This is a genomic window from Pseudomonas sp. Irchel s3h17, assembly GCF_900187505.1.
In the GTDB taxonomy this organism is placed as follows: Bacteria; Pseudomonadota; Gammaproteobacteria; order Pseudomonadales; family Pseudomonadaceae; genus Aquipseudomonas.
The window spans coordinates 103,337-128,020 of sequence record NZ_FYDL01000009.1; the positions used below are offsets into that span (position 1 = coordinate 103,337).

Below are 24,684 nucleotides of genomic sequence, written 5' to 3' on the forward strand. Positions count from 1 at the left end.
CTCACGCCGCCCCATAGACTGGATTACAGATTCTGCGTTACGAACGAGAGCATCTGGTCGGCGGTGGAGATCACCTTGGAGTTCATCTCGTAGGCGCGCTGGGTGGTGATCATGTTGACCATCTCCTCGACCGTGCTGACGTTGGAGGTTTCCAGGGTGTTCTGCAGCGTGGAACCGAAACCGTTCAGGCCCGGGGTGCCGACCTGCGGCGCACCGCTGGCGGCGGTTTCCAGGAACAGGTTGTTGCCCGTTGCCTGCAAGCCGGCCGGGTTGATGAAGTCGGCGGTTTGCAGGTTGCCGATCACCTGGGCCGCCGGGTTGCCGGCGATGGTGATCGAAACGGTGCCGTCACGGCCCACGGTGAAGGTCTGGGCTTCGTTGGGGATAACGATGGCCGGTTCCAGGGTAAACCCGGCGGAGGTCACGATCTGGCCATTGGAGTCCAGGTGAAAGGTACCGTCGCGGGTGTAGGACGTGGTGCCATCCGGTTGCAGGATCTGGAAGAAACCACGGCCATCGATGGCCATGTCCAGCGGCTGCTCGGTGGTCTGCAGGCTACCGGCGCTGAAGTTCTTCTGGGTGCCGACGATGCGCACACCGGTACCCAGTTGCAGGCCCGACGGCAGTTCGCTGTCCTGGGTCGACTGGGCGCCAGGCTGACGCTTGATCTGGTACAGCAAGTCCTGGAACTCGGCACGGTCACGCTTGAAACCCGTGGTCGAGACGTTTGCCAGGTTGTTGGAAATAGTCGTCAGGTTGGTGTCCTGGGCGGACAGGCCTGTCTTGGCAACCCATAGAGCCGGAAGCATTCGATTCTCCTCGTGCGCCTGTTTTACGGCGCGACGTTCTGATAATTAGCTGATCTGCAAGACCCGAGCCATGGCCTGGTCGTCTTCTTTGGCGGTGTTCATCATCTTGATGTGCAGCTCGAACTGCTTGGCCAGCGCCAGCACCGACGTCATCTCTTCCACCGCGTTGACGTTGCTCGACTCAAGGAACCCCGACACCAGTTGCACGTTGGCATCGGCGGGCGCCGGCTGGCCGTCCTTGGTGTGGATCGAACCGTCCAGGCCCTTGGTCATGTTCTTCAGGTCCGGGTTGACCAACTTGATGCGGTCGACTTCAGCCATCACGCTCGGGCCTTCGCCCAGGGCACGGATGCTGATGGTGCCGTCCTGGCCGACTTCGATTTTCTGCTCGGGTGGCACGGCGATCGGCCCGCCATTGCCCATGACCGGCATGCCGTTGCCGGCGCGCAACACGCCCAGGGCATCGACATTCAGGCTGCCGGTGCGCACATAGCTTTCAGCGCCATCGGGGTTCTGCACGGCAATCCAGCCGTTGCCGCTGACCGCCACGTCGAGGTCACGACCGGTTTCCACCAGCGAGCCGGGGCTGAAGTCGGTGGCAGGACGTTCGCTCATGGCGAAGGCGCGCGCCGGAAAGCTGTCGCCAAACACCGGCATCGACCGCGCCTGCTCCAGGTCTTTCTGAAAACCGTTGGTGGAGATGTTCGCCAGGTTGTTGGCATGGGCCTTCTGCGCCAGTGCGTTCTGGCTGGCGCCGGTCATTGCCACATAAAGGTACTTGTCCACAATCGTTCCTCTGCATGCCGGACGTTTGCCGCCCACTGCTGTACTGCGCAGGTTGTAGCAATTTGCAGACCAACTTGCGCACAGAGGTTCGAAGTCCTTTAAACACAGGACATGAGGACAATCAGAGGGGAATGGTGGCGTGGGTCAAAGACGAAAAACCGGCGCACTTATGCCGTTTGACGGCAATGCGCCGAAGCGCACCTGCTCAATCGCTACCAGCCTTTGACCCCGCTCATGTCCGGTAGCTTGTGGGCGATGCCCTTGTGGCAGTCGATGCAGGTCGCCTGTCCTGTCGCCAGTGACGTGGAATGCATGCTGACCGCGCGCTTGCCCTGGCGGGTGAAATCCATGAACTCGAAGTTGTGGCAATTGCGGCATTCCCTGGAGTCGTTGGCCTTGAGCCTGGCCCACTCGTGCTCCGCCAGTTCGCGGCGCATACCGAGGAATTTCTCACGGGTACTGATGGTCCCGAACACCTTGCCCCAGACCTCTTTCGACGCCTGCATCTTGCGCGCAATCTTGTGGGTCCATTCGTGTGGCACGTGGCAGTCCGGGCAGGTCGCACGCACGCCCGAGCGATTGGTGTAGTGGATGGTCTCCTGCAGTTCGACGTAGACGTTGTCGCGCATCTCATGGCACGAGATGCAGAACTTCTCGGTATTGGTCGCTTCCAGCGCCGTGTTGAATCCGCCCCAGAAGATCACCCCGGCAATGAACCCCCCAAGTGTCAGAAAGCCCAGGCTGTAATGGACGCTGGGTCGACGCAGAATGGCCCAATAGTCTTTGAGCAGGACAAGCAATGACTTCATGACCGCTCCTCAAGGCTTCTGCGTGTTGTTGATTTCATCTTGCAGTACCTGGTCAATATTCTTGAAGCTGTTGTTCACCAGCGGCTTCACGTCTTTCTGCGGCACGTGACACTGGTTACAGAAATATCGACGGGGGGAAACCGCCGCCAGCGCCTGGCCATCCCGGTCCATGTAATGGGTGATGCTGATCATCGGTGCCTGGGTGCGCGCGCTGTTGGCCCGGCTATGACAGGACAGGCACTTGTTGCTGTTCTTATCGACGTGATAACCGCGAATGCTGTGGGGAATGGTCGGCGGTTGCTCGGGATAATTGCGCTCACGCTTGAGGTCCTTGTTCTCGTCTTCGGCAATCGGCGGGGCCGGCAACTCCTGGGTCAGGGTGCCACCCGCCCGCCGACCATCCGGCGCGGGTGCATCGAGCGGATAACCCGGCTGCGCGGCGAATGCCACCGGCAACCAGAGCAGCAGCGCGACAAGCAAGGACAGCGAACGACCATTCATCAAAGCTCTCCTTACGCTGTCTTGATCAGCTCAATCCTGACGGCGCACTTTTTGTAATCCGTCTGCTTGGAGATCGGGTCCGTCGCATCGAGCGTGACCTTGTTGATCAACCTGTTGGCATCGAAGAACGGCACGAACACCAAGCCCGGTGGCGGCTTGTTACGGCCTCGGGTTTCGATGCGCCCGCGCATTTCACCGCGACGACTGATCACTTTGACTTCACTGCCGCGACGGGCATTCAAGGCCTTGGCATCGTCCGGGTGCATGTACACCAACGCGTCGGGCACCGCCTTGTGGAGCTCTTCCACGCGCTGGGTCATGGACCCGGTATGCCAATGCTCCAGGACCCGCCCGGTGCTCAGCCAGAACGGGAAGTCCGCATCCGGGGCTTCCGCCGGCGGCTCGTAGGGCAGCGCAAAGATGATCGCTTTCTTGTCGGGGTAGCCATAGAACTGCACACCGCTGCCCTTTTCCACGTAAGGGTCATAGCCTTCACGAAAACGCCAGCGGGTTTCCTTGCCGTCGACAACCGGCCAGCGCAACCCCCGCTCGGTGTGATAGAGATCAAAGGGTGCAAGGTCATGGCCATGTCCCCGGCCGAACTGGGCGTACTCTTCGAACAGGCCTTTTTGCAGGTAGAAACCAAAGTCCTTGGCCTCTGCATTCTGATAGGCGGCGTCCAGTTGCTCGTTCGGAAACTGGTCGACCTGGCCGTTCTTGAACAGCACCTCAAACAGGGTCTTGCCCTTGTATTGTGGTGAGGTTGCCAGCAACTCCGCCGGCCAGACTTCGTCGGTGGTGAATCGCTTGGAAAACTCGACCAGTTGCCAGAGATCGGACCTGGCATCACCCGGCGCCGTCACCAACTGATGCCAGAACTGAGTGCGCCGTTCCGCATTGCCGTAAGCCCCCTCTTTTTCGACCCACATCGCTGTCGGCAGAATCAGATCGGCCGCTTGCGCGGAAACCGTCGGGTACACGTCGGACACAATCACGAAGTTCTGGGGATTGCGCCAGCCAGGCAGTACTTCCTGCATGATATTGGGACCGGCCTGCATGTTGTTGCTGGCCATGGTCCAGTAGACATTGATCACACCGTCCTTGAGCATGCGGCTCTGCTGCACCGCGTGGAACCCGATCTTTTCATTGACGGTGCCTGGCGGCACCTTCCAGATTTTTTCCGCCTTCGCACGGTGCGCCGGGTTGGTGACCACCAGGTCCGCGGGCAGGCGATGGGAGAACGTCCCCACTTCCCGCGCCGTGCCACAGGCCGATGGCTGGCCGGTCAGGGAGAAGGGACTGTTGCCCGGCTCGCTGATCTTGCCGGTCAGCAGATGGATGTTGTAGATCAGGTTATTGGCCCACACCCCACGCGTGTGCTGGTTGAAGCCCATGGTCCAGAATGAAACCACTTTGCGCTTCGGGTCCGCGTACAGTTGCGCCAGGGCCTCGAGGCGCTCGGCCGGCACCCCGGTTTCCCTGGCGGTGCGCTCCAGGGTGTAGGGTTTTACAAAGGCGGCGAACTGCTCGAAGTCGATATCGCTCCAGGTGTTCGCCTTGGCCGCATTCTTGGCCTTCATCTCCAGTGGATCATCGCTGCGCAGACCGTAGCCGATGTCATCGACTCCCTTGGCGAATTTGGTGTGCTTGCTGACAAACTCCGTGTTCACCGAGCCACTTTCAATGATGTAGTTGGCGATGTAATTGAGGATCAGCAGGTCGGTCTGTGGCTTGAACACCATCGGGATGTCGGCCAGCTCAAAACTGCGGTGCTCGAAGGTGGACAGTACCGCGACCTTGACGTCGGGCTGGCTCAACCGGCGATCCGTCACCCGACTCCAGAGAACCGGGTGCATCTCCGCCATGTTCGATCCCCACAAGACGAACGCATCGGTGACTTCGATATCGTCATAACAGCCCATGGGTTCGTCGATGCCGAACGTACGCATGAACCCCATGACCGCGGAGGCCATGCAATGACGTGCATTGGGATCGATGTTGTTGGTGCGAAATCCCGCCTTCATGAGTTTGTTGGCGGCATAACCTTCCCAGACGGTCCACTGCCCGGAGCCGAACATCGCGATCGACTCGGCGCCCTTGTTTTTCAGCGCCTCCTTGAACTTCAACTCCATCACATCGAAGGCCTGTTCCCAGGAAACCGGCTGGAACTCGCCTTGCTTGTCATAGCGCCCGTCCGTCATGCGCAGCAGGGGCTGGGTCAGACGATCCACCCCGTACATGATCTTGGACAGAAAGTAGCCCTTGACGCAGTTCAGGCCACGGTTGACCTCGGCTTTCACATCACCATGGGTCGCCACCACCCGGTTGTCCTTGGTCGCGACCATCACACTGCAACCGGTGCCGCAAAAGCGGCAAGGGGCCTTGTTCCAGTTCAAGGCGACCATGTCCTGTTCAGTAATCAGGTTGCTGGCCGAAGTGAACACCGGAAGCCCGGCAGCGGCCGCAGCGATCCCGGCAGCCTGGGCCTTGACGAATTCGCGCCGAGTCATAGGCATGCGTTTTCTCCCGTTACATCGAGTATCTCGTGATAGACGAGGGAGGCATTGAGCACACCCGGCAGGCGACCGATCTGCTCGATCCGCTGAAACATCTGGTGTTCGCCGTGCATTTCCAGCACGACCACCAGTTTTCCGTCAGGACTTTCCTGGTGCAGCTCGACGCCTTTGAGCAGGCGCAGATTAGCCTTCACCGCGTCAAACAAAGCAGGACGGGCGAGCACCACCAGACTGGCGATATGGAGGGTTTCTTTCATGGCCAGCACACTCCTTGCCTTAGTACTGAACAGGACAAGCAATCAGTGAGGTGGCCCTGGGGGACCGAGCAACATCTGCAGGAACCAGACGAAAAACCCGTAGCCACCGACGATGGCGACCGATAGCAGCGGAAACAGAAAAACAATCAGGAACAGGAACAGTCGAGTTTCTTTGCGTACTCGTTGAGCGGGCTCATCTGCCGAAGGCATGGTTAACGCTCCTGCCAAATAGTGCACTGAGCCTAGATGGCCTGCGGGGCAATTTCCATGATTTGGATCAGCGGCAGATCAATCAGGCCCAACCACCACCCGATAAGGATTGGCCGTGAGTCACCACGGCCCGGCTTTACAAGCACCGCCCCTGAGCACGGCATGGACCATCAACGCTCGAGCTTGCCTATTTCATACTCGCGCAACTTGTTGGCAATCGTGGTGTGGGAAACCCCCAGGCGCTTACCCAGCAACCGGCTGCTCGAATGCTCGGAATACAGTCGCTCCAGCACGGCTTTTTCAAAACGCCCGACGATCTCATCCAGCCCGCCCTCCAGCGAAAAATCCCCCAGCGGCTGGCGCACACCATAATCCGGCAGGCGTATGTGTTCGGCCTTGACCGTGCCACCGTCGCACAAGGACACCGCCTGAAACAGCACGTTCTCCAGTTGCCGGACATTGCCGGGCCAGTGGTAGTGGCTGAGCCGCTCCATGGCCGCCGGCGCCAGCTTCGGCAACGGGCAGCCGATCTGCCGGCTGGCCTGATCTAGGAAGTGTTCCACAAGCGGTGTCAGCCCATCCAGGCATTCGCGCAGCGGCGGGATGTGCAGCGACAGCACATTCAAGCGATGGTAAAGGTCCTGGCGGAACTCGCCCCGGGCGCACAGTTCCGACAAGTCGACCTGTGTAGCGCAGATCACACGCACGTCCAGGTACACCTCTTCATCGCTGCCGACTCTGCGGAAGCAACCGTCCTGCAAGAACCGCAGCAACTTGACCTGCAAGCGCGGACTCATTTCGCCGACGCCGTCGAGAAACAGCGTACCGCCCGCCGTCAGCTCCAGCAGCCCGAGCTTGCCTTCGGCCCGCGCCCCTGCGAACGCGCCGGGGCCATAACCAAACAGCTCGGTCTCGGCCATCGACTCCGGCAATCCGGCGCAGTTGAGCGCCATCAGTGGCGACTGCCCGCGCGGGCTGGCCAGGTGACAGGCGCGCGCCAGCAGCTCCTTGCCGGTACCGGTTTCACCTTCGATCAACAGCGGCGCATCCAGGGGCGCCATGCGCCGTGCCTCACGGACCACCGCTGCCATGACCCGGGAGCTTTGGAAAATGCTGTCGAAGCCACGCAGTTCCTGCTTGCGCACGTTGTAGATACGCTCGCCGACCCGGTCCGCCCGATGCAAGGTCAACACCGCGCCGGCCATGGCTTCGCTGTCGTCATGCTCCGACTGCAAGGGGGCGATATCGGCCAGGAACACGTCGCCCTTGACCTTGACCCGCAAGCCATTGATCCGCGACTTGTTGGCGCGCACAAGTTCCGGTAGATCGAAGTCCTCGGCGTAACGCGACAAGGGAATGCCCGGCACTTCGTCGACCCGCACACCGAGCAACTGCGCCGCCGCGCGGTTGGCCGCGACAATCGAACCGCCCATGTCGATCGACAACACCGGAAACTCCAGGGCGCCGAGCAAGGCATTGAGCTCCATGTGCCGACGCTCGCTGGGCATCAGCCCTACGCGCTTGACGCCGAACACCCCGGCGATCGCCTCGAATTTCGGACGCAAGGCCTGGAACTGCAGGTTGATCAGGTTCGGGCAATGCAGGTAGATCGCGTTGCCATGCTCACCGCCGACTTCGCCGCGAGCGACGTTGATCCCGTACTCCACCAGCAGGTTGAGGATGTCACGCAGAATGCCGATGCGGTTCTGGCAATGGACTTTGATACGCATATAAAGGCCCGAACGAGGAAAAATACGGCGTGCGGTGTGGATTTTTCTGCCGACGCACGAAGTTTGTCGTCAAGATTATGTGACAGGTGCACGGCTTTTCAAACCATGAAATCTCAGCAGTTACGTGACACAGGTCAATCCGTAACGAAAAGTTTACGAATTATCGGATTTTTTCCTACGCTCACCTCTCACACCCTGCTGCAAGGTCGCGTACTTCGGGTTATCACTAGATCCATCAGCACGTCATAACAAGAATGTATCCCTTTGCAGGAGAGCAGCATGAAGCAGACGCAATACGTGGCCCGTGAGCCCGATGCGCAAGGTTTTATCCACTACACCGCTGAAGAACACGCGGTGTGGAATACGCTGATCACTCGCCAGCTGAAAGTGCTCGAAGGTCGTGCGTGCCCGGAATACATGGAAGGCATCGAGAAGCTCGGCCTGCCCCATGACCGCATCCCGCAACTCGACGAAATCAACAAAGTCCTCGGCGAAACCACCGGCTGGCAAGTGGCCCGGGTACCGGCACTGATTCCATTCCAGACCTTTTTCGAATTGCTGGCCAGCAAGCAGTTTCCGGTCGCGACCTTTATTCGTACCCGCGAAGAACTGGATTACCTGCAAGAGCCGGACATTTTCCACGAGATCTTTGGCCACTGCCCGCTGCTGACCAACCCCTGGTTTGCGGAGTTCACCCACACCTACGGCAAGCTCGGCCTGCAGGCCACCAAGGAAGAGCGTGTCTACCTGGCGCGCCTGTACTGGATGACCATCGAGTTCGGCCTGGTCGAAACCCCCGAAGGCCAACGCATCTACGGCGGCGGCATTCTCTCTTCACCGAAAGAGACCGTGTACAGCCTGTCCGGCGAGCCCGAGCATCAAGCCTTCGATCCGCTGGAAGCCATGCGCACGCCGTACCGCATCGACATCCTGCAGCCGCTGTACTTTGTCCTGCCGAACCTCAAGCGCCTGTTCGACCTGGCCCACGAAGACATCATGGGCATGGTCCACCAAGGCATGAAGCTGGGTCTGCACGCACCGAAATTCCCGCCAAAACCCAAGGCGGCCTGAGGCTCGCCGCAGTCGCGGCGAGCCCGAAAAAATAGTAACGTCTAACAAGAACCACATTCAGGAACACACCATGACCGCTCTGAACCAAGCCCATTGCGAAGCCTGCCGTGCCGATGCCCCACAAGTCAGCGATGAAGAACTGCCGGTACTGATCAAGCAGATCCCTGACTGGAACATCGAAGTTCGCGACGGCGTGATGCAGTTGGAAAAAGTCTTCCTGTTCAAGAACTTCAAGTTCGCCCTGGCCTTTACCAACACCATGGGTGAAATCTCCGAGGCCGAAGGCCACCACCCTGGCCTGCTCACCGAGTGGGGCAAAGTGACCGTGACCTGGTGGAGCCACTCGATCAAAGGCCTGCACCGCAACGACTTCATCATGGCCGCGCGCACTGACGAAGTGGCCAAGGATGCCGAGGGCCGCAAGTAATGCATTTCGACGCCATCGGCCGAGTACCCGGCGACCCGATCCTCGGCCTGATGGAGGCCTATGCCCAGGACAGCAACCCGTGCAAGTTCGACCTGGGCGTGGGGGTCTACAAGGATGCCCAGGGCCTGACGCCGATTCCGCAGTCGGTGAAACAAGCCGAACTGCGCCTGGTGGATCGCCAGACCACCAAGACCTATATCGGTGGTCACGGTGACGCTGCGTTCGGCAAGGTGATCAACGAGCTGGTGCTGGGCGCCGACTCCGCGTTGATCGCCGAGCAGCGCGCCGGCGCCACCCAGACACCGGGCGGTACCGGCGCCTTGCGCTTGAGCGCTGATTTCATCGCTCAGTGCCTGCCGGGCCGCGGCATCTGGTTGAGCAACCCGACCTGGCCGATTCACGAAACCATCTACGCCACCGCCGGCCTCAAGGTCAGCCATTACCCGTACGTGGGCAGCGACAACCGCCTCGACGTCGAGGCGATGCTGGCCACCCTGAACCTGATTCCCAAGGGCGACGTGGTACTGCTGCACGCCTGCTGTCATAACCCGACCGGTTTCGACCTGTCGCACGACGACTGGCACCGGGTACTGGACGTGGTTCGTAGCCGCGAACTGCTGCCCTTGATCGACTTTGCCTACCAGGGCTTTGGCGATGGCCTGGAACAGGATGCCTGGGCTGTCCGGCTGTTTGCCGCCGAACTGCCTGAGTTGCTGATCACCAGTTCCTGCTCGAAGAACTTCGGCCTGTACCGCGACCGCACGGGGGCGCTGATCGTCTGCACCCGGGATGCCGAGAAGCTGGTGGATGTCCGCAGCCAATTGGCGCATATCGCCCGTAACCTGTGGTCGACACCACCGGATCACGGTGCGGCCGTGGTGGCAACCATCCTCGGCGACCCAGAGCTGAAACAACGCTGGGCCGACGAAGTGGAAGCCATGCGCCTGCGCATCGCGCAGCTGCGTTCGGGTCTGGTGGAGGCACTGGAGCCGCACGGTTTGCGCGAACGCTTTGCCCATATCGGTGTGCAACGCGGGATGTTCTCCTACACCGGCCTGTCGCCGGCACAGGTGAAAGACCTGCGGGACCACCACAGCGTGTACATGGTCAGCTCCGGCCGGGCCAACGTGGCGGGGATTGATGCAACGCGGCTGGACTTGCTCGCGCAAGCCATCGCCGACGTCTGCAAGTAACTCCCGGCAAGGCAGGTTCCCTGTGGCGAGGGAGCTTGCTCCCGCTGGGCTGTGCAGCAGCCCCAAAAGCCAGGCAATGAGTTCGTTCAGTTAGAACTCATTGCCTGGCTTTGCGACCACTGCGTGCTCGAACGGGAGCAAGCTCCCTCGCCACGACAGCCGTTCACAGCCTTGCCTCTGCGGCCATCTGTCGCAGAAAATCGAGATAAAAGTCTGATTGTCATCTCCCCTGCTGTATCCTGCCGAGGCTTTTTAAAAGCGTGGTTCTACACAGCGATTTAAAAACAGACTTTGCGAGGAGCAATCACCATGCACGAGATTCCCAATCTCCCCTTCCCAAGCCTGCACGAAACTGAGCAGACAACCCCGCAACAAGCCGGCGCCCAACAGCCCGAGCGCAAAGAAGCCACTGGCAGCCGCAAGGCCGACAGCGAAGACTGAGCGTTAGACCCAGACCGTGTGGAAAGCGCTCTCTCATGCGCTTTCCACACCGCCTGAAACCCGAGACCCGCTCCATGACCGACACCTTCGACGAACACCAGGCCAGCGCACTGATCAACGCGGCGGAAAAAATGATCGACGTCTGGAGTCGCCTGACACCCGAGAAACAAGCCCTGCTACTGGCCCGTTTTGGCAGCCAGGAGAAAGCCCTCGCGGCCCTGGTCACCACCCAGATGCTGGCCCCCGCCAAACCCTGATCACCCGGCAACACCTGACGCCCGACACCTAGCGTCAATTTCTCCCCCTTCGCGCATCCAACCACCGGTATCATAAGCAGCCTATCTATCCTGCTGTCCCGTGGACGTCCCCATGCCAGATACCCAGCGCCCCTTGGCGGTCACGCTGCAAGTCGTTTCTATCGTCCTGTTTACCTTCATCGGTTACCTGAACATCGGCATTCCATTGGCCGTACTGCCGGGTTATGTCCACAGCGACCTGGGCTTTGGTGCGGTGATCGCTGGCCTGGTGATCAGCGTGCAGTACCTGGCCACCCTGCTCAGCCGCCCGTACGCAGGACGGATCATCGACAACAAAGGCAGCAAACTGGCAGTGATGTATGGCCTGGCCGGGTGCGGACTGAGCGGTGTATTCATGCTGTTGTCCGCCTGGACGCAACACCTGCCGACGCTGAGCCTGACCTGCCTGCTGGTGGGTCGCCTGGTGCTCGGCAGCGCGGAAAGCCTGGTAGGTTCAGGTTCCATCGGCTGGGGTATTGGCCGGGTCGGCGCACCGAACACCGCCAAGGTCATTTCCTGGAACGGCATCGCCAGTTATGGCGCGTTGGCGGTCGGCGCCCCGCTGGGCGTGCTGCTGGTCCAGCGGTTCGGGCTGTGGAGCATGGGCGCGAGCATTGTGTTGCTGGCAATCATCGGCCTGCTGCTGGCCTGGCCGAAGACCGCCGCCCCCATCGTTGCCGGCGAGCGCCTGCCGTTCATGCATGTGCTGGGACGGGTCCTGCCCCATGGCTGTGGCCTGGCGCTGGGCTCGATCGGCTTCGGCACCATTGCCACCTTCATCACCCTGTATTACGCCACCCGACACTGGGACAACGCCGTGCTGTGCCTGAGCCTGTTCGGCGCCTGCTTCATCGGCGCGCGCCTGCTGTTCGGCAACCTGATCAATCGTCTGGGCGGCTTTCGGGTGGCCATTGCCTGCCTGTCGGTCGAAAGCCTCGGCCTGTTGCTGCTCTGGCTGGCACCGGACGCCCATTGGGCGTTGGCAGGCGCGGCGTTGAGCGGGTTCGGCTTCTCGCTGGTGTTCCCGGCATTGGGCGTGGAAGCGGTGAACCTGGTGCCGGCGTCCAGCCGGGGTGCGGCCGTTGGCGCTTACTCGCTGTTCATCGACCTGTCCCTGGGGATCACCGGACCGCTGGCCGGGGCAATAGCCGCCGGCTTCGGCTTCGCCTCGATCTTCCTGTTTGCGTCCCTCGCCGCCTGCTGCGGCCTGATGCTCAGCGTCTACCTGTACCGCCAGGCACCGAAACATCGGGAACTGCGCTAGGGTCTGTTGACGTTTGGTGGCGGCCGCGACGGATGCCACCAAACATCAACAGACCCTAGTAGTCGACTTTGCCGCGTCCGACCTTGATCGAGCCGCGCTTGGTCTTGGACTCCAGCCGACGTTTCTTCGAGCCCAGCGTCGGCTTGGTGGGACGGCGCTTCTTTTCTACCTTGGTGGCGGCCAGGATCAATTCGGTCAAACGCTCCAGGGCGTCGGCACGATTCTGTTCCTGGGTCCGGTATTGCTGGGCCTTGATGATGATCACCCCGTCACTGGTGATCCGACTGTCGCGCAACGCCAACAGCCGCTCCTTGTAGAATTCGGGCAACGACGATGCCGGAATGTCGAAGCGCAGGTGCACGGCACTGGAGACCTTGTTGACGTTCTGCCCACCCGCACCTTGCGCGCGAATCGCCGTCAGTTCGATCTCGGTATCGGGCAGGTGCACATTGTTGGAAATCACCAGCATGGAAAAGCGTCCGTGTTCAGAGCGCGCAGGATACCGCATATGCGGGAGCGGGCTTGCTCGCTCCCACAGGGAAATGTGTGAACCCTGAAAACAACACACCCGGCACAGGGCCGGGTGTGTTGTTGAAGCCAGAGGTGCTTACTTCACGGCAGGCGCCGCATTCAACACCGATTGCGCACTGCGCTTGTTCTTGAGTGTGTAGCAGACCCACATGAACACGAGCCATACCGGAATCGCGTACACCGAGACCTGGATCCCCGGGATCATCAGCATGACGCCGAGAATGAACACCACGAACGCCAGGCAGACGTAGTTGCCATACGGGTACCACAGCGCCTTGAACAGCGGTGTTTGCTTGGTGCGATTCATGTACTGGCGGAACTTGAAGTGCGAGTAGCTGATCATCGCCCAGTTGATCACCAGGGTCGCGACCACCAGCGACATCAACAGCTCCAGCGCGTGTTGCGGGATCAGGTAGTTCAACAGCACCGCCACCAGGGTCACCGCCGCCGAGGCCAGGATCGAACGCACCGGTACACCGCGCTTGTCGATCTTCGCCAGTGCTTTCGGCGCATCGCCCTGCTCGGCCATGCCCAGCAGCATGCGGCTGTTGCAGTAGGTGCCGCTGTTATACACCGACAACGCCGCGGTCAGGACCACAAAGTTGAGGATGTGTGCCGCGGTGTTGCTGCCCAGCATCGAGAACACCTGGACGAACGGGCTGCCGCTGTAGGCATCGCCGGACGCGTTAATGGTGTTCAGCAGGCTGTCCCACGGGGTCAGCGACAACAGAATGACCAGGGCGCCGATGTAGAAAATCAGGATCCGGTAGATCACCTGGTTGATGGCTTTCGGGATCACGGTTTTCGGCTTGTCGGCTTCTGCAGCGGTAAAACCGAGCATTTCCAGGCCGCCGAAGGAAAACATGATGATCGCCATGGCCATCACCAGGCCACTGACGCCGTTAGGGAAGAAACCACCGTGTTCCCACAGGTTGCTCACCGCGGCTTGCGGGCCACCGTTGCCGCTGACCAGCAGGTAGCTGCCCAGGCCAATCATGCCGACGATCGCCACGACCTTGATGATCGCAAACCAGAATTCGGCTTCACCAAAGACCTTGACGTTGGCCAGGTTGATCACGTTAATCAGCACGAAGAACGCTGCCGCCGAAGCCCAGGTCGGGATTTCCGGCCACCAGTAGTGCACGTACTTGCCAACGGCCGTCAGCTCCGACATGCCCACCAGGATGTACAGGATCCAGCAGTTCCAGCCCGACAGGAAGCCCGCGAAGCCGCCCCAGTACTTGTGGGCAAAGTGACTGAACGAACCGGCCACCGGCTCTTCAACGATCATTTCACCCAGTTGGCGCATGATCATGAAGGCGATGAAGCCACAGATGGCGTAGCCGAGGATCATCGACGGGCCGGCCGACTTCAATACGCCGGCAGAGCCCAGGAACAATCCGGTACCAATCGCGCCACCGAGGGCGATCAGTTGAATATGGCGATTTTTCAGGCCGCGTTTAAGCTCGCCTGAATGCGAGTTTTGTCCACTCATGAAAAGGGTCTCACGCAAGGTTTGATGATGTTCGTTAAGACGTTGCTGCTCGAATCGGGATTAAGCAGCGCCGATCAAACCCCAGCGCAGGCACCAGGAGTTCAGCGTATTTACAACGGTCATGCGTCACCTGTTTGTTCTTATCTGTGACGAAATCGAACCCGTCGCGCTCGTGACGCGGCGGAGTGAACAAGGCGGATAGCCTTGAGGTTTGCGTGGTTACGCAAGGAGGTCACAGGTAAAACGCGGCGCATTGTACACCTGTAACCCCCTGCCGCCAGACCTCGCAGGAATCAGCGTGTCGGTTGCCGGGATTGCCTGTGTCCGCCACGACAGGGTCGGGCGACTGCAAAAATGGGGTCAGACCTTTGCGGGTCAGTGACGGGGGTGACGGAAAAATCGCCCCACGAAGAGAGATGAAGATGACTCACGGCGTACATTGCGCCTCCTTCTTGTTATCCACCTGCACGACAGGCATGGGGCGCATGACACCCTGCATGGGCCAGTGAAACAAGCGGGCTAGAGCCCTGGTAAACGACCCGGAAGACAACCGGCGGCAGGATTTCCTTACAGCGTCCGAAAGATGACGATTCCACAGGCTTAAGCCGGGGTTTTCGTCAGGTTTTCGTTACAGGCCGTAACATCAATTTTCCAGATTGGAGATCACATGGCTTGCTCTCACCACGCAGTTGAACGCCGAACACATACCCGTGGCGAGCGAGCTTGCTCGCGCTGGGGCGCGAAGCGGCCCCGGCAAGACTATCGCAGTCTTGCAGACAGACCTCGGTGACCGGTCTTGGGGCTGCTGCGCAGCCCAGCGCGAGCAAGCTCGCTCGCCACGAGGACAGCGGACGGTGTTCTGCTTGCCCGCGAAATCAGCACAAAAAAAACGCCAACCCGAGGGTTGGCGTTTTCATCTGCAGCTTATCGCTTGAAGCTTATGGCTTGAAGCTTACAACTGCTTCACTCCGGCTTGCGACGGCCAAAGCCTGGGCGCTGACCGGAACCGGCCGGTGCGCCACGACGCTTGCCTGACGGCGCGTCACGGTCGACCAGCACGATGCCTGGGCGCTTCTTCGGCGCTGGCTTGGCCGGGCGCTTGGTGTCGGCCGGACGATCTGCCACTGGCGTGCCGCGACCGGCTGGAGCACCACGGCCTTCGCCACGCTCAGTGCGACCGTTGGCCGGACGCGGCGTGCGTGGACCGCGCTCGCCATCCTGGCGTGGCGCTGGCTTGCGGCCTGGACGCTCGCCTTCGATCTGCGGCTCACGCGCCGGACGCGGGACGGAAGCCGGCGCACCAGCGGCTGGACGCAACGTGCGCACGCGCTCGGTCTTGGCCATTGGACGCGACGATTTACGCTGCATGCGATCAAGCTTGTCTTTGCTCTTGGCGTTCATCTGCGGCATCGCGACCGGCGTCAGGCCAACCTCGGCACTCAGAATGTCGACTTCGTACTGACTCATTTCGCGCCAGCGGCCCATCGGCAGGTCGGAGTTGAGGAACACCGGACCGAAACGCACACGCTTCAGACGGCTGACCACCAGGCCCTGGGATTCCCACAGGCGACGCACTTCGCGGTTACGACCTTCCATCACCACGCAGTGATACCAGTGGTTGAAGCCTTCACCGCCTGGCGCTTGCTTGATGTCGGTGAACTTGGCCGGGCCGTCCTCGAGCACGACGCCCGCTTTCAGGCGCTCGATCATTTCGTCGTCGACTTCGCCACGCACACGTACCGCGTACTCGCGGTCCATTTCGTAGGAAGGGTGCATCAGGCGGTTGGCCAGTTCACCGTCGGTGGTGAACATCAGCAGACCGGTGGTGTTGATGTCCAGACGACCGATGTTGATCCAGCGACCTTCTTTCGGGCGCGGCATCTTGTCGAACACGGTCGGACGGCCTTCCGGGTCGACACGGGTGCAGATCTCGCCATCGGGCTTGTTGTACATGATCACGCGGCGAACCGACTCGGCGGCTTCTTCGCGCTTGATCACCTTGCCATCGATGGTGATGGCGTCGTGCATGTCGACACGCAGGCCAAGGGTGGCGTCTTTGCCGTTGACCTTGATCCGGCCGTGGCTGATCCAGGCTTCCACGTCACGGCGCGAGCCGACGCCGATACGGGCGAGGACTTTCTGCAGTTTTTCGCCTGCTGGGCCGATTTCCTGGTCGTCTTTCTGATCGTTGATACTCATCTGGGCACCTCCCGGTGTGGTCTGTTCAGGGCTGAGCCTGAAGCGTTGAAAACTGATCCTTTGACGAAGGGATCGCCAAAGGGGTGCGAATCATACGCGCATGGCGCCGCTTGCGCATCAGAGACTAGCTGATAAACGGTCGGTTACTGGTTTTTCCGCCGACCGGCTGCGTCAATCATCGAGCGCACGGCGTTCGGCCTCGATCGCTTCGGCCAGTGCCAGGGCTTCGGCCTCTTCGTCGCTCAGTCCGGGCTCGGGTGCAGGCTTTTCGAGGGCTGCCACGGCGGCGAGCAATTGCTCACGGGCCTGGGCGACGCCAAGGACGTCTTCTTCAGGCGCTTGCGGGGTTACGACTTGAGGCTCGGCTTCGGCGTCTGCTTCAACTTCGGTTTCCATTTCAACCGGCGTGTCGTCCGGCTTCGGCCAATCCCCCTCGCTCACCTCGCCATCACGCAGTAAATCATCGAAATCGGTCTTGATCCCCTCCTCCATCGAGTCCAGTTCCAGCAGCAAGGTATGGAAACTGGTTTCCTCCTTGGGCTCTTCCGGTTCGGCGCTGGCGTCGGCCAAGTCCTGCAGGCTCTGTGGAACGGGGGCATCGTCGAACTCGAGCATCGGCTCGGGTTCCAGTTCGCGCAACTCGGCCAAGGGTGGCAGGTCGTCGAGGTTCTTCAGGTTGAAATGATCGAGAAAGGCCTTGGTGGTGGCAAACATCGCCGGCCTGCCCGGTACCTCGCGGTAACCGACGACCCTGATCCACTCGCGCTCCAGCAGGGTCTTGACGATGTTGCTGTTGACCGCCACGCCCCGCACATCCTCGATCTCGCCACGGGTGATCGGCTGGCGATAGGCGATCAGGGCCATGGTTTCCAGCATCGCCCGCGAATAGCGCTGGGGGCGCTCTTCCCACAGACGTCCGACCCAGGGCGCGAACTTTTCGCGAATTTGCAGGCGATAACCCGAGGCCACTTCCTTCAGCTCAAAGGCCCGGCCGTCGCAGGACTTGGCAAGGATCGCCAGGGCCTTCTTGAAGACGGGCGGCTCCGGGCGCTCGCCCTCTTCAAACAGCTCGAACAGACGCTCCATCGATTGCGGCTTTCCCGAAGCCAACAGAAAGGCTTCAAGCAGTGGCGCCAGCTCGCGGGGTTCACTCAGGTTCATGGATTTTGCTCGTTATTCGGCTCGCGCCCGCACATGGATCGCCGCAAAGGGCTCATTCTGCACCAGCTCGACCAAGGATTCCTTGACCAGCTCGAGGATCGCCATAAAGGTCACGACCACACCCAGGCGTCCTTCTTCGGCGGTGAACAGCTCGACAAAGGGCACAAAACCGCCGCCCTTGAGCCGCTCCAGCACATCGCTCATACGTTCGCGGGTCGACAATGCCTCGCGGCTGACCTGGTGGCTCTCGAACATATCGCCACGGCGCAACACCTCGGCCATGGACATCAGCAACTCTTCCAGACTCACGTCCGGCAACAACTTGCGCGCCCGGGCTTGCGGGGCGTCCAGCCTGGGCACCACCACATCACGCCCGACCCGGCTCAGCCCGTCGATGCCCTCGGCAGCGGCCTTGAAACGTTCGTACTCCTGCAAGCGCCGAATCAGCTCGGCACGCGGGTCGTCTTCTTCCTGTTCGATTTCCACCGAACGCGGCAGCAGCATCCGCGACTTGATCTCGGCCAGCATCGCGGCCATCACCAGGTACTCGGCGGCCAGCTCCAGGCGCACCGACTGCATCAACTCGACATAACCCATGTACTGGCGGGTGATTTCCGCCACCGGGATGTCGAGGATGTTGATGTTCTGTTTGCGGATCAGGTACAGCAGCAGGTCGAGCGGACCTTCGAAGGCCTCGAGGAAGACTTCCAGGGCGTCCGGCGGAATGTAGAGGTCCAGCGGCATTTCCATGACCGCCTGGCCATAGACCATGGCAAACGGCAGTTCCTGCTGGGTGCCGGCCTGGCTGTCGACGGTTTCTGCCACCGACATTCAGGCTTCGACCATGAACGGCGTCGGGTCGCCGCAACCGACGCGGATCACTTCCGGCTCGCCGTCGGCCAGGCTGATCACGGTGGAGGCCTTGATACCGCCAAAACCGCCGTCGATGATCAGGTCGACCTGATGCTCGAGCAGTTGGCGCATTTCGTAAGGGTCGCTCAACGGGTCGCTGTCACCGGGCATGATCAGGGTCACGCTCATCAGCGGCTCGCCCAGTTCCTCGAGCAATGCCAGGGCAATCGGATGACTCGGCACCCGCAGGCCGATGGTGCGCTTTTTCGGATGCAGCAACAGGCGCGGCACTTCGCGGGTGGCATTGAGAATGAAGGTGTAGGGCCCCGGCAGGTGGGCCTTGAGAATCCGGAACGTACCGGTGTCGATTTTGGCGAACAGCCCAAGCTGCGACAGGTCGCTGCAGATCAGCGCAAAGTTGTGCTTGTCGTCCAGTTGTCGCAGGCGACGTACGCGTTCTATGGCATTTTTGTCGCCGATCTGGCAGCCAATGGCGTAGGACGAGTCGGTGGGATAGATCACCACACCGCCATTGCGGATGATTTCGACGGCCTGCTTGATCAGGCGCACTTGTGGGTTTTCCGGATGAATCTGGAAAAATTGACTCACATTTTCTACCTGTTCAGACGACGGCAATACCGATGGCGTGAAAACTACTGCAGACTCCGCGTGCAATTCTGCATCAAAAACCGGCTCGGAGTGCGTATTTACAGGATGTAAACTCCGCCTCCTCGCCTGTTTTTTCCTTGCCTTGCCTTCGCTCGTCACGTTTCACATCCATCAGACTAAGGATTTGAATCGACACCACAGTGGTGGCAGATCTTCCGGGACAGGACGGTACTCGCCAATCTCCGACCAGCCCCCCGGGCCATGGAAATCACTGCCGGCACTGACCAGCAGACCGAACTCACGGGCAAGTATGGCCAGGCTGCCGACCTGCTCGGCCGGCTGATGACCATTGACCACTTCAATCGCGTGGCCGCCTGCTTGAATATAGTCGGCAATCAGGCGACGGCGCTTGCTGCGGGTAAAATCGTAGTGCCACGGGTGGGCCAGGCTGACCCAGGCGCCAGCGGCACGCAGGGTTTCGACGGTTTCCTCCAGGGTCGGCCAGTGTTGCTTGACGTCGCCCAGCTTGCCGGCGCCCAGCCACTTGCGGAAGGCTTCAGCGCGATCCTTGACGTAGCCGGCGCGCACCAGATAGTCGGCGAAGTGCGGGCGGGCCGGCGCATTGCCGCTGTCGCCCAGTTCCTGCTGTATGGCCCGCGCCCCCTCCAGCGCCCCCGGCATGCCCTTGAGCTCGAGCTTGCGGCTGATTTCCTCGGAACGCAGCCAGCGCCCGTCACGCAGTTTGGCAATCGCCTCGACCAACGCCGGGGCATTGACGTCGAAACCGTAGCCCAGCACATGGATGGTCGCACCGCCCCAGGTACAGGACAGTTCGACACCATTGACCAGTTGCATCCCCAGCGCCTGCGCGGCGCCGCGGGCCTCATCGAGGCCTTCCAGGGTGTCGTGGTCGGTCAACGCCAGGACTCGCACGCCGTTTTCGAACGCACGCGCAACCAGTACCGCTGGCGCCAGGGCGCCATCGGAGGCCGTGCTATGGCAGTGCAAATCAACATTCACAGGATGTGTAACCTCAAATCAGCTGGCGCTTTCGCGACTCAATATGTTTGTTATTATGCCGACACATCCTGCTTCTGGCTGCCACTGTGAAACAATTCATCGACTTCATCCCGCTCCTGCTGTTTTTCATCGTCTTCAAAATCGACCCGCGGGTCGTCGACATCGCCGGCCATCAATTGACGGTAGGCGGTATCTACAGCGCCACGGCAATGCTGATCACCAGTTCCCTGGTGGTGTACGGCGCCCTGTACATCTCCCAGCGCAAGCTGGAAAAAAGCCAGTGGCTGACCCTCGTCGCCTGCCTGGTGTTCGGTAGCCTGACCCTGGCCTTCCACAGCGAGACCTTCCTCAAATGGAAGGCTCCGGTGGTCAACTGGCTGTTCGCACTGGCCTTTATCGGCAGCCATTTCGTGGGCGAACAACTGCTGATCAAACGCATCATGGGCCACGCGCTGACCCTACCCGATCAAGTCTGGACACGCCTGAACATCGCCTGGATCGGCTTTTTCCTGTTCTGCGGCGCAGCCAACCTGTTCGTTGCCTTCACCTTCCAGAGCATCTGGGTCGACTTCAAAGTCTTCGGCAGCCTGGGCATGACCCTGCTGTTCCTGGTCGGCCAGGGCATCTACCTGTCCCGCCACCTGCATGACGCCGACACCACTACGCCTAAAACCGAGGACTGACATGCTTTACGCAATCATTGCCACAGACGTCGCCAACTCCCTGGAAAGCCGCCTGGCTGCACGCCCCGCTCACCTTGAGCGGCTGCAACAACTCAAGGCCGAAGGTCGCGTGGTGCTGGCCGGCCCGCACCCGGCGGTGGACAGCAATGATCCGGGCGCCGCAGGCTTCACCGGCAGCCTGATCGTTGCCGAGTTCGCCTCCCTTGAAGCCGCCACGGCCTGGGCCGACGCCGATCCGTACATCGCCGCCGGCGTCTACGCCAATGTGCTGGTAAAGCCGTTCAAGCAAGTCCTGCCTTGACCCTGCCTGCGCGGTGAACCTTCGGTTCATCGCGCACTCAATTGCTCAGTATTCTCGTTCAACGGCCGACAACCTGCCCAACACTCGTTTGGAATCAGGAGTTGCAATGCGCCAAGGTCCGCTGTGCCTGCTGTTGGTCACGTTATCGATCGGGGGCTTTGCCCATGCCGAGGAAGACTCGGATGCAGGCTTTTCAACGCCTCTGTCCTTGAATGCCGGTAGTCAGATCACGCAATTGCAGCAACGCTTGAAGGAAAGCGAGCGGCAACGAGAAGAGCTGAACAAACACCTGCAAACCGCCGACAGCGAACGCGAAAGCGCCCTGCTGGGCCGACTGCGTCAAGAGAACCAGCGCCTCAAGCTGCAACTCAAGGAAGTCCAGGCCAGCAGCGTGCCGCGCCTGCTGACCGACCAGCAACAATGGTTCGTCACCGGGGCGGGAGTCGCGCTATTGGCGCTGCTCTGCGGTATCTTCGCCAGCGGTGGGCACAGGAGACGTCGACAATGGCTAAATTGAGTGAGTCATGAGCGAGCTGTTACTGATTGACGATGACCAGGAGCTGTGTGAGCTCCTCGGCAGCTGGTTGAGCCAGGAAGGCTTTGCGGTGCGCGCCTGCCACGACGGCTTGAGTGCGCGTCGCGCCCTGGCCGAATCGGCACCTGCCGCCGTGGTACTGGATGTGATGCTGCCCGACGGCAGCGGCCTGGAACTGCTCAAGCAACTGCGCAGCGATCACCCGGACCTGCCGGTGCTCATGCTCTCGGCCCGGGGCGAGCCACTGGACCGCATCCTGGGCCTGGAACTGGGGGCCGACGATTACCTGGCCAAACCGTGCGACCCGCGGGAGCTCACCGCCCGCCTGCGCGCCGTGCTGCGGCGCAGCCATCCGGCGGCAGTCTCCAGCCAGCTGGAACTGGGCGACCTGTGTTTCAGCCCGGCGCGTGGCGTGGTCAGTATCGACGAGCAGGAATACACCCTCACCGTGTCTGAAAGCCGCCTGCTTGAAGCCTTGCTCAAGCAGCCCGGCGAACCGCTGGACAAGCAGGAGCTGGCGCAGATCGCCCTTGGCCGCAAGCTCACCCTGTACGACCGCAGCCTGGACATGCACGTCAGCAACCTGCGCAAAAAGATCGGCCCGCACCCCGATGGCCGACCGCGCATCGTTGCCTTGCGCAGCCGCGGCTACTATTACAGCCTGTAAGTTTTGTCAGGGCGGTGCAAAACCATCTTTACCCAAGCTTTACGCTTCGCTGACCGCCGCTGACCTTGATCTCTGTAATCTGCACACATCCGGAACACACCGGGAACGAGACAAGGAGATACACCATGCGCAAGACCCTTATCGCTTTGATGTTCGCTGCTGCCCTGCCAACGGTTGCCATGGCGATGCCCGAAGGCGAAGGTCCAATGGGCTCGATGGACGGCTCGCGACACGGCGGTCAGATGCACGGTAAAGGCCCGTACAGCCAGTTGGACCTGACCCACGAACAACGTGAGCAGATCCGCAAAATCATGGGCAAGCAAATGCTTGAGCGTAAGCAACTGGTCGACAAGTACCTGGAAAAACTGCCGCCAGCCGATCAGAAAGCCCTGAAAGACGAAATGGCTGCGCGCCACCAGAAAACCGAAGCCGAGATTCGCGCCCTGCTCAAGCCTGACCAGCAGCAAAAATTCGACGCGATTCAAAAAAAGCAGGCTGAGCGCAAGGCCGAATGGGACCAGTTCAAAGCCTGGAAAGCCCAACAGCCACAAAAAGCACAGTAATGCTCTAGTGCCATTCCCCAGCCCGATGGTTAACCGCCATTGGGCTTAATGCCAGTCAGTTAAGAGAAATAAAGCCGAACACGAAACCCGTGGCGAGGGAGCTTGCTCCCGCTGGGGCGCAAAGCGGCCCTGTTTTTGGGCTGCTACGCAGCCCAGCGGGAGCAAGCTCCCTCGCCACGGGTTTCGTGTTCGGCTGGTTTTCGGCTTAACTGATCGGCATTAGCCATTGGGCTTTCCTTTTTTGAGGACTTACCGTGCGTTCATTGTTCTGGCGCATCCTGGCCAGCTTCTGGCTGGCCATCACGCTGGTTGCCGGCCTGTCGATTCTGCTCGGGCACATGTTGAACCAGGACGCCTGGATTCTCAGTCGCCACCCGGGCCTGAGTGACCTGGCGCAACAGTGGACGCAGCGCTACGAAGAAAGTGGTGAAGAGGCCGCCCAGTTGCTGCTGCAGCAACGCAAGCGGCTCTACCACATCAACGTCCAGGTATTGAACGAGAGCGGCGACCCGGTGGTGCGCGGTACATTCCCTCGTCGCGCCGCCGCGTTCGAGGCGCGACAGGGTGACGGCAATGACCGCCACCTGCCCTGGCGCCGCCTGACCGACGAGTACACCAGCCCCAAAACCGGTGAAACCTACCTGCTGATCTACCGCATCCCGCATCCGGAACTCGATGCCTGGCACCGCGAAAGCCTGCTCTGGCCACTGAGTGCGCTGGGCATCGCCCTGGTGGTGTTGACCCTGTTCAGCTTGCTGGTGACGCTGTCGATCACGCGCCCGTTGAGCCGACTGCGAGGTGCCGTGCATGACCTGGGCCAGACCACCTACCAGCAAAACAGCCTGGCGCGCCTGGCCAACCGGCGTGACGAGTTCGGGGTGCTGGCCAATGACTTCAACCGCATGGGCGCGCGCCTGCAAAGCCTGATCGGCAGCCAGAGACAATTGCTGCGTGACGTTTCTCACGAACTGCGCTCACCACTGGCCCGCTTGCGCATCGCCCTGGCTTTGGCGGAGCGCGCCAGCCCCGAGGAACGGGAAAAGCTCTGGCCACGCCTGACCCGCGAGTGCGATCGCCTGGAAGCCCTGATCAGTGAAATCCTCGTGCTGGCACGGGTCGATGCCGACAGCGCCAGCGCTGAGGACGTCGACCTCAACGCACTGCTGGGCAGCCTGCAAAAAGACGCGCAGCTCGCGTCGCCGGAGCAGTACATCCGCATAGAAGCCGAGCCGGCACTGCACCTCAAGGGGTGGCCGACCATGATCGAGCGGGCATTGGACAACCTGCTGCGTAACGCACAACGGTTCAATCCAGCGGGGCAACCGATTAACCTGTCAGCCCGACGCGAGGGCGAGCGCATGGTGATGAGCGTGCGTGACCACGGCCCCGGTGTGCAACCTGAGCATCTGGCGCAGTTAGGCGAGCCCTTCTACCGGGCACCTGGCCAGACCGCGGCCGGTCATGGCCTGGGGCTGGCCATCGCTCGCCGGGCAGCGGAGCGTCATGGCGGCAGCCTGATCCTGGCCAATCACCCGGAAGGCGGATTCATCGCCAGCCTGGACCTGCCGTTGGAGCCAGGAATCGTCAGCTGATTCCGATGAGAGCTCTCATGCAGCGCGCAACCAAATGTGGGAGCAACGCTCTTGATCACATGGTTGCGTGCCGAACGCCTGCCCCGTGGCGAGCGAGCTTGCTCGCGCTGGGCTGCAAAGCAGCCCCACACCGGTCACCGGGCTTTATCTGAAAGTCCGCAATCGC

The 24,684-nt window shown here is 61.0% G+C and carries 27 protein-coding genes; 12 read left to right on the forward strand and 15 right to left on the reverse strand.

Annotated elements, in window-relative coordinates:
- Positions 1–23: 23 nt before the first annotated feature.
- From flgG to CKW25_RS14680, 8 genes are all read right to left on the reverse strand, one after another.
- Complete coding sequence (flgG, locus tag CKW25_RS14645) at positions 24–809, reverse strand: flagellar basal-body rod protein FlgG (protein WP_095080166.1); 786 nt, start codon at positions 807–809, stop codon at positions 24–26.
- A 45-nt stretch (positions 810–854) separates the two neighbouring features.
- Complete coding sequence (locus tag CKW25_RS14650) at positions 855–1,595, reverse strand: flagellar basal body rod protein FlgF (protein WP_095080167.1); 741 nt, start codon at positions 1,593–1,595, stop codon at positions 855–857.
- A gap of 212 nt (positions 1,596–1,807) precedes the next feature.
- The gene (locus CKW25_RS14655; protein ID WP_095080168.1) at positions 1,808–2,404 is read right to left on the reverse strand and encodes a cytochrome c3 family protein; all 597 of its coding nucleotides are present in this window, start codon (positions 2,402–2,404) and stop codon (positions 1,808–1,810) included.
- A gap of 9 nt (positions 2,405–2,413) precedes the next feature.
- Positions 2,414–2,905 (reverse strand): nitrate reductase cytochrome c-type subunit, encoded by a 492-nt coding sequence (locus tag CKW25_RS14660; RefSeq protein ID WP_095080169.1) that lies wholly within the window; start codon positions 2,903–2,905, stop codon positions 2,414–2,416.
- An 11-nt stretch (positions 2,906–2,916) separates the two neighbouring features.
- Entirely contained in the window at positions 2,917–5,421 is a 2,505-nt protein-coding gene (gene napA, locus CKW25_RS14665; RefSeq protein ID WP_095080170.1) for a nitrate reductase catalytic subunit NapA, read from the reverse strand.
- Complete coding sequence (locus CKW25_RS14670; protein ID WP_095080171.1) at positions 5,412–5,678, reverse strand: chaperone NapD; 267 nt, start codon at positions 5,676–5,678, stop codon at positions 5,412–5,414. The genes napA and CKW25_RS14670 overlap by 10 nt, the downstream gene beginning before the upstream one ends.
- Before the next feature lie 42 nt (positions 5,679–5,720).
- The gene (locus CKW25_RS14675; RefSeq protein ID WP_095080172.1) at positions 5,721–5,888 is read right to left on the reverse strand and encodes a periplasmic nitrate reductase, NapE protein; all 168 of its coding nucleotides are present in this window, start codon (positions 5,886–5,888) and stop codon (positions 5,721–5,723) included.
- A 170-nt stretch (positions 5,889–6,058) separates the two neighbouring features.
- Positions 6,059–7,618 (reverse strand): sigma-54-dependent transcriptional regulator, encoded by a 1,560-nt coding sequence (locus CKW25_RS14680; protein WP_095080173.1) that lies wholly within the window; start codon positions 7,616–7,618, stop codon positions 6,059–6,061.
- Positions 7,619–7,897: 279 nt separating this feature from the next.
- On the opposite strand from CKW25_RS14680, the gene phhA reads away from it, so the two are divergent.
- The 6 genes from phhA (at position 7,898) to CKW25_RS14705 (ending at position 12,310) form a co-directional block, all read left to right on the forward strand.
- Positions 7,898–8,689: a phenylalanine 4-monooxygenase gene (phhA, locus tag CKW25_RS14685; RefSeq protein WP_095080174.1), complete on the forward strand. Its 792-nt coding sequence runs from the start codon at positions 7,898–7,900 to the stop codon at positions 8,687–8,689.
- A 70-nt stretch (positions 8,690–8,759) separates the two neighbouring features.
- Entirely contained in the window at positions 8,760–9,116 is a 357-nt protein-coding gene (locus tag CKW25_RS14690; protein ID WP_095080175.1) for a 4a-hydroxytetrahydrobiopterin dehydratase, read from the forward strand.
- Positions 9,116–10,309: an amino acid aminotransferase gene (locus tag CKW25_RS14695; RefSeq protein ID WP_095080176.1), complete on the forward strand. Its 1,194-nt coding sequence runs from the start codon at positions 9,116–9,118 to the stop codon at positions 10,307–10,309. Before CKW25_RS14690 ends, CKW25_RS14695 begins: the two co-directional genes overlap by 1 nt.
- Before the next feature lie 309 nt (positions 10,310–10,618).
- The gene (locus CKW25_RS27055) at positions 10,619–10,750 is read left to right on the forward strand and encodes a hypothetical protein (protein ID WP_256577056.1); all 132 of its coding nucleotides are present in this window, start codon (positions 10,619–10,621) and stop codon (positions 10,748–10,750) included.
- A 74-nt stretch (positions 10,751–10,824) separates the two neighbouring features.
- Positions 10,825–11,007, forward strand: coding sequence for a hypothetical protein (locus CKW25_RS14700; protein WP_095080398.1), 183 nt, complete (start codon positions 10,825–10,827; stop codon positions 11,005–11,007).
- 112 nt (positions 11,008–11,119) lie between these two features.
- Positions 11,120–12,310 carry an MFS transporter gene (locus CKW25_RS14705; RefSeq protein WP_095080177.1) on the forward strand — a complete coding sequence of 397 codons (1,191 nt, stop codon included), beginning with the start codon at positions 11,120–11,122 and terminating at the stop codon, positions 12,308–12,310.
- A gap of 55 nt (positions 12,311–12,365) precedes the next feature.
- Here CKW25_RS14705 and arfB read toward each other — a convergent pair whose 3' ends face one another.
- From arfB to CKW25_RS14740, 7 genes are all read right to left on the reverse strand, one after another.
- On the reverse strand, positions 12,366–12,779 hold the full coding sequence (gene arfB / locus CKW25_RS14710; protein WP_095080178.1) for an alternative ribosome rescue aminoacyl-tRNA hydrolase ArfB: 414 nt from the start codon (positions 12,777–12,779) through the stop codon (positions 12,366–12,368).
- A 138-nt stretch (positions 12,780–12,917) separates the two neighbouring features.
- On the reverse strand, positions 12,918–14,336 hold the full coding sequence (locus CKW25_RS14715; protein WP_095080179.1) for an amino acid permease: 1,419 nt from the start codon (positions 14,334–14,336) through the stop codon (positions 12,918–12,920).
- A 963-nt stretch (positions 14,337–15,299) separates the two neighbouring features.
- Positions 15,300–16,535, reverse strand: coding sequence for a 23S rRNA pseudouridine(2605) synthase RluB (gene rluB / locus CKW25_RS14720; protein ID WP_095080180.1), 1,236 nt, complete (start codon positions 16,533–16,535; stop codon positions 15,300–15,302).
- A gap of 171 nt (positions 16,536–16,706) precedes the next feature.
- Positions 16,707–17,696 carry an SMC-Scp complex subunit ScpB gene (gene scpB, locus CKW25_RS14725; RefSeq protein ID WP_095080181.1) on the reverse strand — a complete coding sequence of 330 codons (990 nt, stop codon included), beginning with the start codon at positions 17,694–17,696 and terminating at the stop codon, positions 16,707–16,709.
- A 12-nt stretch (positions 17,697–17,708) separates the two neighbouring features.
- Positions 17,709–18,407, reverse strand: coding sequence for a ScpA family protein (locus CKW25_RS14730; protein ID WP_172736528.1), 699 nt, complete (start codon positions 18,405–18,407; stop codon positions 17,709–17,711).
- A gap of 120 nt (positions 18,408–18,527) precedes the next feature.
- On the reverse strand, positions 18,528–19,157 hold the full coding sequence (locus tag CKW25_RS14735; protein WP_095080183.1) for an L-threonylcarbamoyladenylate synthase: 630 nt from the start codon (positions 19,155–19,157) through the stop codon (positions 18,528–18,530).
- A 171-nt stretch (positions 19,158–19,328) separates the two neighbouring features.
- On the reverse strand, positions 19,329–20,177 hold the full coding sequence (locus CKW25_RS14740; protein WP_095080184.1) for a PHP domain-containing protein: 849 nt from the start codon (positions 20,175–20,177) through the stop codon (positions 19,329–19,331).
- An 86-nt stretch (positions 20,178–20,263) separates the two neighbouring features.
- Between CKW25_RS14740 and CKW25_RS14745 the strand changes: the two genes are divergently transcribed.
- From CKW25_RS14745 to CKW25_RS14770, 6 genes are all read left to right on the forward strand, one after another.
- Positions 20,264–20,860: a septation protein A gene (locus tag CKW25_RS14745; protein ID WP_095080185.1), complete on the forward strand. Its 597-nt coding sequence runs from the start codon at positions 20,264–20,266 to the stop codon at positions 20,858–20,860.
- 1 nt (position 20,861) lies between these two features.
- Positions 20,862–21,161 carry a YciI family protein gene (locus CKW25_RS14750; protein WP_095080186.1) on the forward strand — a complete coding sequence of 100 codons (300 nt, stop codon included), beginning with the start codon at positions 20,862–20,864 and terminating at the stop codon, positions 21,159–21,161.
- A gap of 106 nt (positions 21,162–21,267) precedes the next feature.
- Positions 21,268–21,678, forward strand: coding sequence for a translation initiation factor 2 (locus CKW25_RS14755; RefSeq protein WP_095080187.1), 411 nt, complete (start codon positions 21,268–21,270; stop codon positions 21,676–21,678).
- A 7-nt stretch (positions 21,679–21,685) separates the two neighbouring features.
- On the forward strand, positions 21,686–22,363 hold the full coding sequence (locus CKW25_RS14760; protein ID WP_095080188.1) for a response regulator transcription factor: 678 nt from the start codon (positions 21,686–21,688) through the stop codon (positions 22,361–22,363).
- A 125-nt stretch (positions 22,364–22,488) separates the two neighbouring features.
- Complete coding sequence (locus CKW25_RS14765) at positions 22,489–22,926, forward strand: LTXXQ domain protein (protein ID WP_095080189.1); 438 nt, start codon at positions 22,489–22,491, stop codon at positions 22,924–22,926.
- A gap of 254 nt (positions 22,927–23,180) precedes the next feature.
- Positions 23,181–24,518 (forward strand): HAMP domain-containing sensor histidine kinase, encoded by a 1,338-nt coding sequence (locus tag CKW25_RS14770; protein ID WP_095080190.1) that lies wholly within the window; start codon positions 23,181–23,183, stop codon positions 24,516–24,518.
- Positions 24,519–24,684 lie beyond the last annotated feature (166 nt).

Excerpts from the sequence above, each read along its gene's own strand:
- CKW25_RS14755 (WP_095080187.1), top strand. The coding sequence starts at position 21,268 with ATGCGCCAAGGTCCGCTGTGCCTGCTGTTGGTCACGTTATCGATCGGG.
- rluB (WP_095080180.1), bottom strand. The coding sequence starts at position 16,535 with ATGAGTATCAACGATCAGAAAGACGACCAGGAAATCGGCCCAGCAGGC.
- CKW25_RS14765 (WP_095080189.1), top strand. The coding sequence starts at position 22,489 with ATGCGCAAGACCCTTATCGCTTTGATGTTCGCTGCTGCCCTGCCAACG.
- CKW25_RS14750 (WP_095080186.1), top strand. The coding sequence starts at position 20,862 with ATGCTTTACGCAATCATTGCCACAGACGTCGCCAACTCCCTGGAAAGC.
- CKW25_RS14715 (WP_095080179.1), bottom strand. The coding sequence starts at position 14,336 with ATGAGTGGACAAAACTCGCATTCAGGCGAGCTTAAACGCGGCCTGAAA.
- flgG (WP_095080166.1), bottom strand. The coding sequence starts at position 809 with ATGCTTCCGGCTCTATGGGTTGCCAAGACAGGCCTGTCCGCCCAGGAC.
- CKW25_RS14690 (WP_095080175.1), top strand. The coding sequence starts at position 8,760 with ATGACCGCTCTGAACCAAGCCCATTGCGAAGCCTGCCGTGCCGATGCC.
- CKW25_RS14705 (WP_095080177.1), top strand. The coding sequence starts at position 11,120 with ATGCCAGATACCCAGCGCCCCTTGGCGGTCACGCTGCAAGTCGTTTCT.
- scpB (WP_095080181.1), bottom strand. The coding sequence starts at position 17,696 with ATGAACCTGAGTGAACCCCGCGAGCTGGCGCCACTGCTTGAAGCCTTT.
- phhA (WP_095080174.1), top strand. The coding sequence starts at position 7,898 with ATGAAGCAGACGCAATACGTGGCCCGTGAGCCCGATGCGCAAGGTTTT.
- CKW25_RS14660 (WP_095080169.1), bottom strand. The coding sequence starts at position 2,905 with ATGAATGGTCGTTCGCTGTCCTTGCTTGTCGCGCTGCTGCTCTGGTTG.
- arfB (WP_095080178.1), bottom strand. The coding sequence starts at position 12,779 with ATGCTGGTGATTTCCAACAATGTGCACCTGCCCGATACCGAGATCGAA.
- CKW25_RS14760 (WP_095080188.1), top strand. The coding sequence starts at position 21,686 with ATGAGCGAGCTGTTACTGATTGACGATGACCAGGAGCTGTGTGAGCTC.
- CKW25_RS14695 (WP_095080176.1), top strand. The coding sequence starts at position 9,116 with ATGCATTTCGACGCCATCGGCCGAGTACCCGGCGACCCGATCCTCGGC.
- CKW25_RS14680 (WP_095080173.1), bottom strand. The coding sequence starts at position 7,618 with ATGCGTATCAAAGTCCATTGCCAGAACCGCATCGGCATTCTGCGTGAC.
- napA (WP_095080170.1), bottom strand. The coding sequence starts at position 5,421 with ATGCCTATGACTCGGCGCGAATTCGTCAAGGCCCAGGCTGCCGGGATC.
- CKW25_RS27055 (WP_256577056.1), top strand. The coding sequence starts at position 10,619 with ATGCACGAGATTCCCAATCTCCCCTTCCCAAGCCTGCACGAAACTGAG.
- CKW25_RS14655 (WP_095080168.1), bottom strand. The coding sequence starts at position 2,404 with ATGAAGTCATTGCTTGTCCTGCTCAAAGACTATTGGGCCATTCTGCGT.
- CKW25_RS14675 (WP_095080172.1), bottom strand. The coding sequence starts at position 5,888 with ATGCCTTCGGCAGATGAGCCCGCTCAACGAGTACGCAAAGAAACTCGA.
- CKW25_RS14670 (WP_095080171.1), bottom strand. The coding sequence starts at position 5,678 with ATGAAAGAAACCCTCCATATCGCCAGTCTGGTGGTGCTCGCCCGTCCT.
- CKW25_RS14700 (WP_095080398.1), top strand. The coding sequence starts at position 10,825 with ATGACCGACACCTTCGACGAACACCAGGCCAGCGCACTGATCAACGCG.